The organism is Paenibacillus sp. BIHB 4019 (assembly GCF_002741035.1).
GTDB lineage: Bacteria > Bacillota > Bacilli > Paenibacillales > Paenibacillaceae > Pristimantibacillus.
In genome coordinates, this window is the sequence record NZ_CP016808.1 from 1,274,517 (window position 1) to 1,290,601 (window position 16,085).

The following is a 16,085-nucleotide window of genomic DNA, read 5'->3' on the forward strand; positions in this document are numbered from 1 at the left end:
TCACTCCTTCCCCATAGCAATGTTCACAGCCGCGCGGTACAGCAGCTCAGCTCCAAGCGCAATATCCTCCGGCGCGGCATATTCCCGCGGATTATGGCTAATGCCTTCCTCGCAGCGGACAAAAATCATGCTGTAATCGCACACGTAAGACATCGTGAGCGAATCGTGAAATGGCCCGCTCATCAGCTCCGGCGGCGCAAGTCCCATGCCCGCAGCCTCGCGGTGCAAAATCGTCTTCAGCCAGTCCGCGCAATATCTCGGCTCGCTGCTCGTATCCTCGCGTATGGCATACGCGAGGCCATGCTCCACGCTGACCTGCTCGATCACCGCTCGCAGCTCCCGCTCCAGCCCGTTTCTCCGCTCCAGCTCAATGTCCCGGAAATCAACGGTAAAGCTGACCTTCTCCGGTATAATGTTGCGCGAATCAGGGAAAACAGCGACTGATCCGACGGTGCCGACCGTCGGCGCACCTGGCTCGCGCCGGGCCAGCTCATCCAGCGCGACTATAACCTTGGCGCAGCCGACCAGCGCATCCCGGCGCATCGCCATCGGCACAGAGCCGGCATGACCGGCAAAGCCGGTCATTTCGACCGTCCACCAGACGGGGCCGGAAATGCCGCTGACGATGCCGATTGGTTCATTTTTCGCTTCTAATATGGGGCCCTGCTCGATATGAAGCTCCAGAAAGGCTCCGATTGTTCCGGCCTCAAAAGAATAGCTGTCATATTGTGCTGGATCACAGCCGAATTGCAGCAGCGCTTCCCTGCGGGTTACGCCGTTTTTATCGGCTCGCGCCAGCTCCCCCTCCTCCAGCTTCCCGGTCATTCCCCTTGCGCCGAACAGCCCTTTATTGAAGCGGCAGCCCTCTTCATCGCAAAAGGCGACGACCTCTACATTCATCTCCGGCCTAATGTCGCGCTCCGCCATCGTCTGCACCGCTTCAATTGCGCCGAGGACGCCAATGACGCCGTCGAATCGGCCCCCATAAGGCTGCGAATCAATATGTGAGCCCAGCATAAGCACAGGCGCCTGCTCATCCCGTCCCTTATACACACCGATTAAATTGCCGAATGGATCGATTCGCGCTGTCATGCCTGCTTCCTCCATCCAGCCCTTTACGAGTTCCACTCCTGCGCGGTCCTCCGGGGATAATGCGAGGCGGCATACGCCTGTTTCACCAATCTTGCCGATCGCGGCCAGCGCCATAATCCGCTGCTGAAGCCGCTCCGCCTGAATGTGATGCTTGTTCCCCTTAGCCTGAAGCGGCTTCATGCCGCATCCCCTCCTCCGATGCTCCGCCCGCGGCCCCGAACACCGCCAGCAGCGTTTCGATGATAAAAGCGATATCTTCATCCGTCGAAGAAAGCGGCGGACTGAGCGTCAAAATATTCATAAAGCCCGGGACGGTATCACCGTTTTTGCCAATGAGCAAGCCTCGCGCCTTGCAAGCCGCGATTACACCAGCAACAAATGCAGCAGCGGCAGGCGTCTTCGTTTCCTTATCCTCGACCAGCTCGATGCCGATGGCGGAGCCGAAGCTCCGAATTTCTCCGACATTCGGATGCCGGAGCAGCGGCTTCATGCGGCTGCGCATCCGCCTGCCAATGAGGGCAGAACGCTCAACTAACCCTTCGCGCTGAATAATCTCAAGGTTTTTCAGAGCAACGGCACAGGAAACCGGATTGCCGCCAAACGTATTGATATGGCGGAAGTGGCTGTCCGGCCCTGCTTCCTTAAAGCTTTCATATAGCTCGGCGGATACAGCCGTTGCGGATAAAGGCGAGTAGGCGCTCGTCAGCCCCTTCGCCATCGTGACGATGTCCGGCTTAACGCCATAATTGTGGTGCCCAAATTTTCGCCCCGAGCGGCCGAAGCCGCAGATAACCTCATCAACAATCAGCAGGACGTCATATTTGTCGCAAATGGCTCGCAGCTTCGGCATATAGCTGTCCGGCGGCACGAGCATGCCGCCCCCGGTAATGACAGGCTCAACGATAATGCCAGCGACGGAGTCTGGCCCTTCCCAGATGATTGCGTCCTCATAGGCCTTAGCGCATTGCAGCTCGCAGGCACCGCTCGTCTGGCCGAATGGGCAGCGGTAGCAATAGGGCGGCGGCACGTGGGAGAAGCCGACGCCAAGCGGCTCGTATTTCAGCTTGCGCTGCGCCTGCCCCGTTGCGCCTAGCGCTCCCATCGAGTTGCCGTGATAAGCCCGATGGCGAGAAATGAACTTGTGCTTGGTCGCTTTTCCCCGTTGATGAAATGCTTGGCGGGCAATTTTGAACGCAACCTCGTTCGCATCAGAGCCGGAATTGGAGAAGAATATCCGATAATCCCCCTCCAGCCAATCATTCAGCTTCGCCGCCAGCTCAATGCCCGGGACATGGGATTGAATGAGCGGCGAATAGGCCAGTGTCGTCATTTGCGCGGCAGCCGCCTCGGCAATTTCCTTCCGCCCGTGTCCCACATTGACACACCATAGCCCTGACATGCCATCCAAATAGCGATTGCCGTCCACATCCGTGATCCAGCTGCCTTCCCCTGACGCGACAATCATCGGATGATCATTGTGAGGTGTAATATGATGCCATAAGTACGCGCGATCTTTTTCCAGCAGCGCTTCCTTTAGCTCACTTGCTTGCATGGCTGCGTGCTTAGCCGCATGCTTAGCTTCATCATCCATTGGTTCGTGGATATCCATCAGCATCTTCATCCTTCCCGCCGATTGCCGTCTATGTGCTCGATCTGCCGTTTATGTTGTCTATGCCCTGCAACAGCCATTTATGCACGAGCCCAAGAGATTCTTTAATTCCAATAAGGCTCGCCTTCTCCCAGTCTCAAAATCCCGCTTCGCTTAGGGCTTACGGCTTCGCCGCATCCGCCAAAATCGTCTTATCGACTGCCACCGCCAAATCCGGCTCCTTCTTGATCAGCCCATATTTCAGCGAAATATCGACCGTCCGCTGTACAGCCTCGTCTACGAACGAGCCCACCTGCGCCTCCGTAAAGCCTTCCGGCTTGACCAGCTTGGCCATTTCCATCAGCATCGTCGTCTGATGCTCCTTCGTCGTGCTGCCTTCAGTTACAGCTTTCATAATGATGTCAACCGATTCCGGCTGATTGGCAATGGCGTAGTTCCAGCCCTTCATCGTCGCGCGAATCGCTTTAACGGCGGTTTCCCGGTTCTTTTTCAGCCACTCCTCCTTCACGACCAGCGTATCCTCCAGCATGCCGACGCCCGCATCCTCAAAATCATAGACGTACAGCTCGTCTTCCTTCACGCCACTTTCGAGCACAACATGGTATTCGTTGTAAATCGTCGAGACAGCCACATCAAGCTGCTTATTGAAAAATTGATCCATCGTGAAGCCCTGCTTCACAAGCTCCACGTCCTTTTTGGGATCAAGGCCATTTTTCTCCATGAAGGCGAGCACTTGAAACTGCTGGCTGCCCGTCCACATGCCGACCTTCTTGCCTTTCATCTTCGCTGGCTCGTCGATGCCAGACGCTTTGTCAGCGACGAAGCGGTAGGAACTTTTCTGAATAAGCTGGGCGACCGATACGAGCGGCAAGCCATTATCCCGGTTGACCAAAAGACTGTCAAAGCTCGTCACCCCAATATCCGCCGCCCCATTAACGACCTGCTGCTCAATAACGACATCCGGCCCGCCGGGAATAATCTCGACATCAAGCCCTTCCTGCTCATAGAAGCCTTTTTCCTTAGCGACAAAAATACCGGCGAACTGCGCCTGCGGCACCCATTTCAGCTGAATTTTCACCTTCGTAAGCGGCGCCTCAGCCGCTGCCGTCTCCTCCACCGCCGCTGCTTCCGATCCAGTAGGCATCTGCGTGCTTGCTGGCATACTGCCTCCTCCGCTGCCGCCGCAAGCTGCCAGCAGCAAAAGCCATGCCATTGCCATCGTTGCCAAGCTTTTTCCTCGGTTTCTCTTGATCATGAAGACCATTCCTCTCCCTATCGAATCGTATCTATTTATATGGGTCATCCCTAGCTGCTGAAACTGCGACTAAAGCTGAGGCTGCGACTGAGGCTGTAGCTGTGGCGGGGCAAGGTCGGCAAGCCCGCAATCAGGCAGGCGGATCTACTAGGCTCGGTATAAGGGAGCTACCGATTGCGCTGCGCAACATGCCACGGAATAGCAAGCTTCTCTGCAAACTGCACAAGGTAAAAAAGCACAATGCCGAGCGCAGCGGCAATCGTTATGCAGGACCAGGCAAGCGGCATATTGCCGAGCTTGATTTGATCGGAAAGCAGAAAGCCCAGCCCCCGTGACGATATAAAAAACTCGCCGACAATGGCGCCGATGATGCTCGTCGACATATTGATTTTCAGCGCGGTAAAAAAATGCGGCAGACCATTTTTGAAACGAAGCTTTATAAATACGGAGCGGCGGCTTGCTGCATACACATGCATCAGCTCCACATACATGGGATCAATGGAACGCAAGCCCTTGTAGGCCCCGACCGCCATCGTGCTCATGGTCATAACGGAGACGATAGCTATTTTGGAAGCTGCTCCGCTTCCAAACCAGTTGTTCATTACGGGAGCAAGGGCAATAATAGGGACGGCATTCAGTGCCGCAAGCATAGCGATGCCGCCCTTTAGAGCTTTCGGAGCAAAAGACGCAGCGGAAGCGGCGATTAGCCCCAGCAGCGAGCCGACCAAGCAGCCCATGATGATTTCCATGCCGGTAAACAGCGAATAGCGCCATAACATATCGGCATTCTCTTGAATGGACGAGGCAATCGCCGACGGCAGCGGCAGCTGATAGAACTCCAGCTGAAACAGCTTATGGAATAGGCCCGTTTGCCAAGCCATCAGAAAAAGCAGCCCGAACACCAGCGGCAGCAGCCATGCCTTGCTTCCCCTTCGCCTTCGCCCCTTCTTCACTCGACGGGCAGCGTTCTCCCGCGACAGTACCGCAGATTGATTGGCAGGCACAGCAGCCATCTCCTTCATCACTCGTCCCTCCCTTGCGAGCGGAACTCTGGCTGCCATGGCGTAATAAGTCGCTCCGCCATACTAATAGCCGCTAGCAGCAGCAAACCAATGGCTATGCTCATTAACACCGTAGCCCAGAACATGTATACTTGGGCGTTCCCATAATAGAGCGAGCTAATCATTAGTACGCCGATGCCGTTTGGCGCTCCCATCAGCTCTACAATGATTGATGCGGTTATAGCAAGCGGCGCAGACAGCTTAAGTCCGGCAAACAGGCCGGGCAGCGAGGCTTGGAGCTTCAGCTTCATGTAAAGCGTCCATGTTGAGGCCGCATAAGAGCGCATGAGTTCCTCCTGCTCCGGGCGAATGCTCTGCAAGCCGCGCAGCGTATATAGCGAAACCGGGAAAAAGGTGACGTAGCCCGACATCAGCGTTCGCGACAACGCCGGATCATGAACGATGCCGTAAATGATTGGCGCAAGCCCGATAATAGGCACCATCTGTGAGGCGATCATATACGGCGACAGTGTATGCTCAAGCGTGCGGGATAAGCTCATCAGCACCGCGAGAAGGAAGCCGACCGCAGAGCCAATGGTGAAACCTAGAAGCGTATTGCCGAATGTAATGGCACCCTGCTCGGCTAAAACAGGCCAATACTGCACAGCTGCATTCAGGACTAGGTGCAAATAAGGCAGCTTTGAAGCTGGAGCCAGCAGCTGCCATACATCGGCGATAAGCCAGGCAAATGCTTCCCATAGCAACAGCACGCCCGCTGTCCACAGAACTACATTCCAACTGGTTCCCCATCGCCTATACGATTTGCTCGTCAAGCGAATCACTCTCCTCATGGAAGCAGCTCCGTACCAAATCGGTCATCGCATGAAACTTATCCGATCTGCGATTATGCGCGAAGCTTCCTTCCTCCCGCTCAACCTTGATAATAGAATGAACACGGCCCGGATGAGCTGATAAAATGACGATCCGATCGGATAAATACACCGCTTCAGGAATGCTGTGTGTGACAAAGACGACCGTTTTATTCGTTTGTCTTTTAATATCCAGCAAATCAAGCTGCAGCCGCTCCTTCGTAAATTCATCCAGTGCAGAGAAGGGCTCATCCATCAGCAGCAGGGGAGGATCAAGCGACAAGGCTCGGGCAATCGCGACCCGCTGCTGCATGCCTCCACTGAGCTGCCATGGATAGTGGTTTTGAAATTTGGAAAGGCCGACAAGCTCTAGTAAATGCATTGTTTTTTTGGAATATTCAGACTTTTTAAACCCCATTATTTCCATCGGCAGCTCAATATTGTCCTTGACCGTGCGCCATTCAAACAGCGTAGCGCTTTGAAAAACAATACCGAATTTACGGCGCAGGCGCGCCTCGCGGGGATGCTGACTGCCAATCGCAATTTGTCCCGAGGTAGGCTCCAGCAAATCGGCCATTAGACGCAGAAGCGTCGATTTGCCGCAGCCGGATGGGCCGAGGAGCGAGACGAATTCGCCCTGGCGGACGTCAAAGCTTACATTTTGCAGCGCAGCCACCTTGCGGTCTCCACTGCCAAAATACATGGATATGTCGTCGATGCAAATTTCTACCGGTTGATTTTCCAGCGGAGTGTCCATGCCATTCCTCCTCATCTTCAATCAACGCTATCTTTGTGTAATATTATATAACATTCAGTTTTAATTACATTAGACAGAGTGTTACATAATCACAATAGTCCATTGTACATGATGTCCATTCCTTGCGTGAATGGCTGATTTCTTCGCGCTGCCGTTGGGATTTATGTGTTAATACCTTACCTATTGATACCGTTAATAGTTAAGGTTATAAGCTATTTATGGGATATAGCTTCTACTCTTGTCCTGCTCGTCACTAAATCTACATCCCCAAAGTCAACCTCATGCTTTTCGATCCAGGGGATTGCTTCCTGCACAAGGACACAAAGATAGTTACGAAGCGGAGGTGACAGCAGCTGTTCTTTTAACAAAATCGCGGGTTACGCCACAAGTGGCGGACACAGAAGCCGCTATTTCAACAGAATCACGGGTTATGGTGCAACTGGCGGACTCAGGAGCAGCTATTTCACAGCTAATTGCCATTTTGACAGGGTTAGAAGGACAATAAGGGATCTCCTGTCCGCTTGCGACCCGAAATCGGATTAAATGCCCGAATAGCGGAACCTCAGTCCGCCAAAAAGGAGGGCGCGTCCCAATCTGCCCCGGCTCAGCAATACTGTTTTCAGCAACTACCGCATGCTGCCCTATCCGGGAATTGTCAGATGAAATTAGCCACGAATAAGCGCTAAGCAAGGCGCAGCAGGTCTCAGTAGGCCGACTACAATTTGCATGCACACCCTAGAGTCCGATTCTTTCTCGAATGCATGATTACACAAAAAAAACGCGCCACCATCATGAGCAGGAGCCCATGCCGGTAGCGCGGCTATTTTTTCGAAATGAAAGCTATGCTATAAACTAATTTCCCCAAACCGCCTAGCTATCTCCCGTCGCATACAAGCCATCCTCCTTCCACAACATGCCAATCCGCCTGCGAGAAACAATTCGGCTCCCCCCTTGCTAACGAAGGCCGGAGAATCAGCCTCGTTCAGCGTTACCTAGGATGCGGCCGGCAGGCGGTGAATGTCAGCCCTTCACCGCTCCATCCGTCACACCAGCTATAAATTGGCGGTTGAAAAACAGGAAGATTAGAAACAACGGCAGCGTAGCCATAACTGAAGCCGCCATAACAAGCGACTTATCCTGAAAATAGGACGACGTATCCAGGCGCAGCAGCGCTACCTGAACCGTCAGCATCTCATTCGATTTCATCACAATCGACGGCCATAAGTAGTCATTCCACGCCCCCATAAAGGTCAAAATGCCAAGTGTCGCATAAGCGGGAGCAATTGCCGGAACAGCTATTAAGGCATACAGCTGCAGGTTTCGGCAGCCATCGATTCGCCCCGCCTCCACCAGCTCGTTGGGAACGGAAGCTTCGATATACTGCCGCATGAAAAACACCCCGAAGGCACTAACCATGCCCGGTACGATAACGGCGCGATAATCATTCAGCCAATGCAGCTTCGTAATAATTAAATATTGCGGGATAATGCCGAACTGTGCCGGAATCATCAGCGTCCCGAGTACGAACAGCAGCATAAAGCCTTTTCCCGTAAAATGCAGCCGGGCAAAAGCGAAGCCTGCCAGCGAGCTGAGCAGCAGCATGGATACAGTGATGCTCACTGCAATAATGGCCGTATTGCCCATCGTACGCAAAAAATCGACATTTTCATTATTGAAAATTTTATCGAAGTTTTCCGCCAGGCGGCTGCCATAAAACACCTTTGGCGGTATCGCCGAAATTTCGCCAGCTGTACGGGTAGAAATAACGCTCATCCAATAAAAAGGAAAGATCGAAAAGCCGACAAACAGCAGCAGCAATACATAAACGATGGAACGTCCCGTCCGATTTCGCATAGCCGCCTCCTACCTCCTTAGCTTTCCGACTAGCAGCGAATTAAATAGAGCAAATATAACAATGATGATCAGCAGCAAATTGGCAATCGCTGAAGAATAGCCAAAAGCATGGTCGGTGAAAGCTGTTTTGTATAAATACATGACAACGGTTAGCACCTGATTGTTTGTACCGCCATTAACGGCCGCGACGGCTCCCGACAAATCGGACATGAAGGTAAACGGCTCCGTAAACAGCTGAAGTCCTCCCGTTGTAGCAATCAGCGTCGAGAACATAATTGTTGGCGTCAGCATTGGAATCGTAATGCGGAAAAACTGCTGTCCCTTGCTGGCCCCATCAATCGTCGCGGCTTCGTACAAATCCCCTGGGATGCTTTGCAGCCCGGCCAGCTGAATGACCATGTGGAAGCCGAGATAACGCCAAAACACAAGCGCAGCGACAGCAAGCTGCGTGGCCCATGAATCCCCGGCCCAATCTAATCGATCCAAGCCGAGCAGCGTCAGCAAATAATTGAACAAGCCGTATTTCACCCCAAATACATTGGCAAAAATCAAGCTCACCGCTACGAGCGAGGTAATATTCGGCAAAAAGATAAAAAAGCGAAACACGCCTTTCCCTTTAATAAATGCCTGATTAAGCAACACCGCCAGCAATATCGCAAACAAAATTTGAAAGGGCACGGATTCAAACCAAATTAAAAACGTGTTGCCAATCGATTTCCAAAACAAGGGGTCATCCGTTAACAGCAGCCGATAATTCCGCAGCCCGACAAACGTCCGGTCCCCTAGCATATCCCATTTAAACAAGGAAATATAAATGGTATACAGCATCGGATAAAAGCCAAAAACCATGAAGATTGCAAAGAACGGCAGCGTGTACAAATAACCGGAAATATGGTCGCTGATACGTTGATTAAATCGGCGGGCGGCTTGCCCGCCTCTCCTCTTCCTCTCCACTTTCCAGCCTCCTCTCTAGCAGCATTTCATTCATACAGCCTCGAACAGCAAAGGTAGAGTGCAGCCGGAAGGCCGCGCCCTACCTCGTAGCTCTACCCTTTTAGCTCTACTCTCTTTGCTCTACTTTCTTTGTTCTACTCTCTTTGCTCTACTTTCTTTGCTCTACGCTCCTTGCTCTACGCTCGTAATTCTAGGCTTGCAGCCCAAGCGTCGTTTTCCTAGCGAGCCAGCGTTGATTTCACCTTACTGACCAGCTCCGTCCACGTTTGCTCGGGATCAGCGCCCTTCTCCACATTCGGAAGCTGCTGCCCAATTTCATTCGTAATGGTGGACCAATTATTAATCGAATCCATTAATGTCACCTGCTCCGCTGCCTTCGGATAAATCTCGCCTACTGGTGCGCCATTGAAAAAATCATCCTTTTTCGCGGTGAACGCTTCATCCTTGTATACACCCGGCGTCGAAGGAAAATTGCCATTGGATTCATAGACCGAAAGCTGCTGCTCCGGCGCCAAGATCCATTTAATAAACGCATAAGCTTCCTTCGCATGCTTGCTTTGCTTAGGAATAAGCAGGAAGGAGCCGCCCCAGTTCGCTGAGCCGCCGGGCATCATCGCAATATCCCATTTCCCTTTCGCATTCGGAGCATTTTGCTTCACGAGGCCGAGCATCCATGGTGGCGCAAACATCGTCGCAAAGTCGCCCGTATCCAGCCCTACCTTCCAGTCATTCGAAAAGTCTGGCTGCTGCGCAGTCAGTCCTGCCTGTGCAAGCTTAGCCGAGAAATCCCATGCCTCTTTCACAGCCGGATTCATATCCATCGTCAAGTTGCCGTCCTTGTCAAAAAAGGTGAACTCCCCGCCCTGCTGGATTTTAGGCAGAAACGCGCCAAAGAAGGCGTCGGTCGTCAGCGGCTTGCCCGTTTTCTCCTTAATCGTCATGCCCAGCTTGAAGTAGTCATCCCACGTAGCGACGAGCTTGGATACCTCATCGCGGTCAGTAGGCAGCCCTGCTTGCTCGAACAGTTCAATGCGATACATCATCGCCATAGGGCCGGAATCGGTCGGTATGCCAAAAATAAAGCTGCCATCCGCGCTTGTGCCCTGCTTCCAACGGGAATCGAGATAATCCTTTTGCAGCGCATCCGCGCCAAAATCCTTCAGATTGTAGAAATAATCCTCTTTCTTAAACTGCGGAATATCATCCACCGTCAAAATAACGATATCCGGCGCTCCGCTGCCCGCGGACAGCGCGGTCAATAGATTTTGCTTATGGTTGGCTTCGTCAATTTGCACATCCAGCGTAATGTTTTTATTTTCTTCCTGATACTGTTTAATCAGTCCATCTAGTCCGGGACCGTTCGTATTCCAGTAAGTAAGCTTGATTGGCGAGTTAGCGTTTTCTGAGGTGCCGCTAGTAGATGGGTCATTCGAGGAGCTGCAAGCAGCCAAGGAGCCTGCCAATAATCCGGCGGCCAGCAGCATGGTAAAAGGTTGCTTCATTCGCATCTTTATATCCCCCTGCAATATAATGTAAGCCTTTACAATTTAGTTATACCACTTGCAGGCTAGGCCCGAGAATAAGGGGGATTTACGATTTTTTGAACTATTCTACAATCGGGTCATTTTTTCAGGTCGAACTGGACCGGATGCGGTAATCATAAGGGCTGACGCCCTCCAGCGATTTAAATAATCGGCTGAAATAAGCTTGATCGGAATAGCCGGTGTTATGGCAAATTTGATAGATTTTCAGATTCGTTTCACGCAATAGCGTCTTCGCCCGCTCCATCCGAATTTGCGTCAAATGCCGCGTGAAGGATAACCCCGTCTCGGAAGTAAATAGGGCGCTTAAATAATTGGGGGTCACGTCCAGCCGATTAGCCAGCATGCTGAGAGAAAGCTCTCGATTGGCATATTCATATTGAATGTGCGACATTGCATTTCGAATAATGCGATGCACAAATTCATTCATCGTTCGATTGATCGTTGAATCGGGCAGGCCACCCTGAAATATTCTCATACTCTGCTCATACATCGCACGAATCGACGCCAAATCTGCAGTGACGCCACCAAGCCCGACTGCTAATTGCACAGCCAGCTTTTGCTCCAGGCATAATCTGGCCTCCTCTATGTACGGCTCCAATGCGGGCACGGCGATATCTGTCGAGAATAGAACGGCGGTCATACGAGAGGCTTCCACAATAATGACGCCGATTCCGTAATGGGCCAAAACATCCTCCAGCAAGCTCTTCGCCCAAAAACGGTCCGGCTTCGTCCAAAACTCACGGTCGGGACTCGTCAATGTGAACAGTCCAATCCAGCGATGCGGGGGGAATAGCGAGTGGTCTAGCGGCAGCTCCGGCTGCTGTTCATAAAATAAATCCTGCACACGCGATTCCAGCGCATTTTGCTCGCGCAGCTTAATAATTTCGAGCGAGGGTCCTCGGCTTTCATCCCTTAGTCCTGACTCAAGCTCAAGGCTATCGCTCCCCTCCAACCTGTGCTCGATCATCACAATGATCAATTGCAGCACATAAGTCCGCAGCTTCATCCGTTCCAGTTGGCTCATTGCAGCCGAATGGCGGGAGGCTTCGATCAATTGGTCAAGAATCGGCCGCAGCCGCTCCGCAACCCTAGAAGCAGCCGCATAAAACAGCTGCGGATCATGAAAAATCGAGTATGCTAGCGAGCGATCCTCTATATCCAGGTGCAGGGAAAAGTAGGTGACTCCCTCCTTGTCACTCGTCTGGCTCTCATGCGTATAGCCGGGAGGAATAATGACCAGATCACCAGGAAATTGCTCATAAGGAATGCCATTAATGATCATTTTCTGAAAACCCTCAATGACCAGATTAATTTCCAGCAGCGGGTGGTCATGCTCCGGGTAAGACCAGCCCTGCTCTGCACTGCGCCAGTGTGTGCCATAAAGCTGGAAGCTGAACCTGAAATCCGGCAGCGCAAACTCCTCCAGACATTTGTCCTTCCCGCGGCCGGGAATAAACAATAACGCCATACGCCGTCCCTCCTAGCAATATCCATCATCATTTTATTGTGGCATATGCCTTAAAAAAATAAAAGCGGCCGCATTATAGCAGCCGCTTCCCTATTATTTCCCTAAAAATCCGCCTTCGGATTTAATAATCTGTCCCGTAATCCACTGCGCATCGTCGCTGGCCAGAAAACAGATCGCTTTCGCCGCATCCTCAGGCAGACCGATACGTCCCATCGGGAACAATGGCAGGAGGCGGGCTTTCAGCTCATCATCCATCCAACCCGAATCGGTCGGCCCTGGATCAAATCCATTGACCGTTATTTGCAGCGGAGCAAGTCCCACAGCAAGCGGCTCGATGAGAGCGATTAAAGCGCCTTTCGTAGCCGTATAGGCAAGGTTGTCCGCATCCGGTCCTTTGGAAACCATAAATATAATTCTTCCGTTCGTCCCTGCTGGCTGGTTTTGCTCATAACGCTTCGCAAACTCAGTGCTGAGCAGCATCGTTGTCCGGTTGTTCACCACATAATGCTGCTCCAGCAGCTCTAGATTCAGCGTCCGAAAATTTGCCTGAACATAATAGGCCGCATTATTAATTAAAATCGAGGGGCTGCCCAGTGTCCGCTCCACCTCATCCATAATAAGTGATGGCATATCCGGATTGGAAAAATCAGCCTCCATATGGCTTGCCCTTACACCTAAACGTTCCAATTCGCCGCGCAACTGCTCCGGCCAAGCTTGCTCGAGGCCATTGCCTTCCACTTCATCAAACGCTTGCCAATGCGTAAAAAAGATATCGGTCCCGCTGCCCGCGAGCGCGCGGCAGATTGCTGTTCCAATGCCCGTGGAGCGGCTTGCGCCAGTCACGATGGCAATTTTATTTTTCATCGAAGCTTTCATAGAAGCATTCATAAAAGTCATATGCAATTCCTCCATTCATTTTGGAGGATAAGAAGACAACAGGCATTCACCCGAGATGCTGCTCTGCCCCATAACAAACAACGGCTGCCTATAGGCAGCCGCTGACAGGGGGATATGAAAACCCCAGCCCTGCTTATCCTGTAAGGTTTGCGAAAGGAACGCCAAATACAATAGTAAGCATTCTATTCTGCTGCTAACCTCTACAGGAACATCCACATGGCGGGTTCAAGTCTCCTTTTTTGTGCATCTCTATTCTGGATCATAGCACGGAGTGCAATTTTTTACAAATCGTAAGAATATAAATATACGAACCTCTAATTCCTTTTAAACAAGTATAGAAAGTATTGAAAACCTGATAAATTACAATACTGCATAATACAATCTATTACATCCTTATTCGACTTATATCGCCAAAATATTTGGTTTAAATTCTCTCTAATTGTTGATGATGGAATCATTAAGTGATACTATAGAACTAAATAAAAAAGATTTTGAGGGGGATCAATTGGAAATTGAATGAGAAAAAAAAGCCAGGCTGCTTGAAGATTATCCTTATCGTTTTTGGCGTGTTCCTAGCACTAAGCATTATTATTTCAATTTTAGGAAAATCAGATGACGACTCTAGCGAACCTACTTCTGCGTCGCCGACCAAGGAAACAACAAAGAAAGCTTCACAAGGCTCAGAAGAATTGTTTGCTACTGCTAAGAAGCAATTTGAAGAGGGCAGCTACCTTGATGCTTCTGCTACAATTGAAAAAGCAATAAAAGCTGAGAGTAAAGACGAATATACTAAATTGCAAACAGAAATTGCTGCGAAAATCAAAGAACGCAAAACAAAGCTTGAAGCCGGCTTTGAAATTAAGGAAGATAAGGTTGAGAACATCACTTTTATCTCCCCATCAGAAGGAATTACAAAAGGATTAGTCTTTTATCCTTACATTGGTGTTAAAGATTCCAAAAAATATATGTTGTTACGAGTAGGATTCCAAGAGGATACATCAAAAGCTTTGTTCGTATTTACTAGCATTAAAGTACGCGCAGGAGATAAATTAGAGGAATTATCCTTTAGTCCTTTGAATAAATCTAGCGATGTTGATTTACTTGGTGCTGGCATGACGGAAATTGTTGATATTAAAGTTAACAAAACGATTCAAAGCTTGCTTGACAGCCAAATTCCAAGCACCGAAGAAGTTATTGTAAGGTTTGAGGATATTTCCAACAAATCAACCGACTATACATTAACGAAAGAACAAAAACAAACAATTGCTGACATTCTAGAGTATTACAATTACTTGGATTAAACCATAAGATTACTTAAAAGCCCCTCTTATCTTTTATAAAAGAAAAGAGGGGCTTTTTGTATACTATTATTACTTTACCAGGCATGAAGCAGTGTAACCCGTGGACTAATTGTCTTTCTCCACTTGCCTCGCTTGCAGCCACATTTTGATATTAGCATACAAGCTGTGCGGGTAGTCATAATGATAAACTTGAGCAGTCTCTAAGGAAAGGCGGTTGAATAATTCAAAAGAAACATTCAAAGCTTTCCAGCTAGCAAGCTGATCAAAGCCTCCGAACGATTGCTTTAAGTCCGCTATCACCTCAGCATCTGCCCAGTCTCTGATGAATTTCCCAGCATGCCAAGTATCATAGTTTTGTCCATGAATGGCCTTGGCATGCCACTCCATCATTTGCAGCAGCAGCTGTTTGCAATCGTGATCCCTTTCGCCCGCGACCCACAATTCACCGCGCAATATTTGCTTCGCCACATACAGGCAGGCAAACCCATATTGCCTAGCAACCTGCTGGAAGGCAGCTTCCGTAATCGGTGGCGGCAGGTCAGGGCCAGCTGTTTCGGGAATCAATTTGTCGCCTTCGCCCGTCTTGTCCAGCAGCAGCTTCACCCCGCGCTTAAAGCCCTGCGGCACTTGTCCAACAGCAGCCAAACGTTCCAGTTCAGCAATAGGACAAAACAGGAAATCCACCTGCAGCCCCCCGCCAAAAAGCACTAATTTCTCAGGATCTTCTCCTGCCGTCCGGTACATGAAGCTCGTCCAGACTTCCCCAATATTGTTCAGCCAATCATTATGTTCAAAATAGTAATTTGGATTGGTCGAATAGATGACGATGTCCAGATCGGAAAATTCATCAAACGGTTTATCCGTTCTTGCTCGCGATCCCATCAAATATATCGTCTGTATTTCATCGTTTTCTCTGGCCCAGCTTACAATTCGCTGCTGCAGCATTTCGTATAAATCCGCCATTTTCTCTCCTCCACTATTTTCGGGCGTCTAAAGCTCCTTTTTCAAATAATAATGCTGATGGCCCCCGGCATTGTCTATTGTGCCATACACCTCATAACCATGCTTCTTGTAAAAATCCAGCGCCTGAAAGCTTAATGTGTCCAGCTTAATGAAATCGCATTTTTTCGCTTTGGCAAGCTCCTCTGCTTCTTCCAAGAGCTTCGACCCATAGCCTAATTTCCGCAGCGGCTCATCGACATACAAAATATGCACCTCCAGCCAGTTCCAGCACACTTCGCCCAGAAGCCCGCCATATACGGCCCCATCCTCCTTTTTTAAAATCAGATTAATCTCTTGGTATCTGTCGCTTAACTCTTTCGGAAAATGCTCCCTATTAAAGGCGATTAGTTTATTTAGCACAGCTTTCTTATCGGCCGAATTTGATTCGTTTATGATCTGAAGCTCCATGTCACACCCCTGCTTTCTACCAGTTAATTCCTATCCTGTTCTTGTATTATCTACCGCAAACGGGGAAAAAGCTA

The 16,085-nt window shown here is 50.3% G+C and carries 14 protein-coding genes; 1 reads left to right on the forward strand and 13 read right to left on the reverse strand.

Translation table 11 applies throughout. From position 1 onward, the window contains the following. The 11 genes from BBD42_RS05375 to BBD42_RS05425 all read right to left on the reverse strand — a co-directional run bounded on the left by BBD42_RS05375 (position 1) and on the right by BBD42_RS05425 (position 13,291). Positions 1-1,272, reverse strand: a complete 1,272-nt coding sequence (locus tag BBD42_RS05375; RefSeq protein ID WP_099517324.1) for a M20 family metallo-hydrolase — start codon at positions 1,270-1,272, stop codon at positions 1-3. Beyond that, positions 1,253-2,644, reverse strand: coding sequence for an aspartate aminotransferase family protein (locus BBD42_RS05380; protein ID WP_099521472.1), 1,392 nt, complete (start codon positions 2,642-2,644; stop codon positions 1,253-1,255). Before BBD42_RS05380 ends, BBD42_RS05375 begins: the two co-directional genes overlap by 20 nt. A gap of 217 nt (positions 2,645-2,861) precedes the next feature. After that, positions 2,862-3,956 carry an ABC transporter substrate-binding protein gene (locus BBD42_RS05385; protein ID WP_099517325.1) on the reverse strand — a complete coding sequence of 365 codons (1,095 nt, stop codon included), beginning with the start codon at positions 3,954-3,956 and terminating at the stop codon, positions 2,862-2,864. Positions 3,957-4,123: 167 nt separating this feature from the next. Beyond that, complete coding sequence (locus BBD42_RS05390; RefSeq protein WP_099517326.1) at positions 4,124-4,978, reverse strand: ABC transporter permease; 855 nt, start codon at positions 4,976-4,978, stop codon at positions 4,124-4,126. Then, on the reverse strand, positions 4,978-5,808 hold the full coding sequence (locus BBD42_RS05395) for an ABC transporter permease (protein WP_172455403.1): 831 nt from the start codon (positions 5,806-5,808) through the stop codon (positions 4,978-4,980). The genes BBD42_RS05390 and BBD42_RS05395 overlap by 1 nt, the downstream gene beginning before the upstream one ends. Beyond that, complete coding sequence (locus BBD42_RS05400; RefSeq protein WP_172455404.1) at positions 5,771-6,583, reverse strand: ABC transporter ATP-binding protein; 813 nt, start codon at positions 6,581-6,583, stop codon at positions 5,771-5,773. Before BBD42_RS05400 ends, BBD42_RS05395 begins: the two co-directional genes overlap by 38 nt. Before the next feature lie 1,020 nt (positions 6,584-7,603). Continuing rightward, entirely contained in the window at positions 7,604-8,437 is an 834-nt protein-coding gene (locus BBD42_RS05405; protein ID WP_099517328.1) for a carbohydrate ABC transporter permease, read from the reverse strand. Positions 8,438-8,446: 9 nt separating this feature from the next. Next, complete coding sequence (locus tag BBD42_RS05410) at positions 8,447-9,391, reverse strand: carbohydrate ABC transporter permease (protein ID WP_237163379.1); 945 nt, start codon at positions 9,389-9,391, stop codon at positions 8,447-8,449. Positions 9,392-9,609: 218 nt separating this feature from the next. Further along, a complete protein-coding gene (locus tag BBD42_RS05415) occupies positions 9,610-10,899 on the reverse strand; it encodes an ABC transporter substrate-binding protein (RefSeq protein ID WP_099517329.1) in 1,290 nt (429 codons plus the stop codon). Positions 10,900-11,020: 121 nt separating this feature from the next. Next, the gene (locus tag BBD42_RS05420; protein ID WP_099517330.1) at positions 11,021-12,403 is read right to left on the reverse strand and encodes an AraC family transcriptional regulator; all 1,383 of its coding nucleotides are present in this window, start codon (positions 12,401-12,403) and stop codon (positions 11,021-11,023) included. 93 nt (positions 12,404-12,496) lie between these two features. After that, on the reverse strand, positions 12,497-13,291 hold the full coding sequence (locus BBD42_RS05425; protein WP_237163499.1) for an SDR family oxidoreductase: 795 nt from the start codon (positions 13,289-13,291) through the stop codon (positions 12,497-12,499). A gap of 521 nt (positions 13,292-13,812) precedes the next feature. Between BBD42_RS05425 and BBD42_RS05430 the strand changes: the two genes are divergently transcribed. Then, complete coding sequence (locus tag BBD42_RS05430) at positions 13,813-14,601, forward strand: hypothetical protein (RefSeq protein WP_099517331.1); 789 nt, start codon at positions 13,813-13,815, stop codon at positions 14,599-14,601. A gap of 105 nt (positions 14,602-14,706) precedes the next feature. Here BBD42_RS05430 and BBD42_RS05435 read toward each other — a convergent pair whose 3' ends face one another. Further along, entirely contained in the window at positions 14,707-15,564 is an 858-nt protein-coding gene (locus tag BBD42_RS05435) for an aminoglycoside 6-adenylyltransferase (RefSeq protein WP_099517332.1), read from the reverse strand. Positions 15,565-15,591: 27 nt separating this feature from the next. Then, positions 15,592-16,011 (reverse strand): GNAT family N-acetyltransferase, encoded by a 420-nt coding sequence (locus BBD42_RS05440; RefSeq protein ID WP_099517333.1) that lies wholly within the window; start codon positions 16,009-16,011, stop codon positions 15,592-15,594. Positions 16,012-16,085 lie beyond the last annotated feature (74 nt).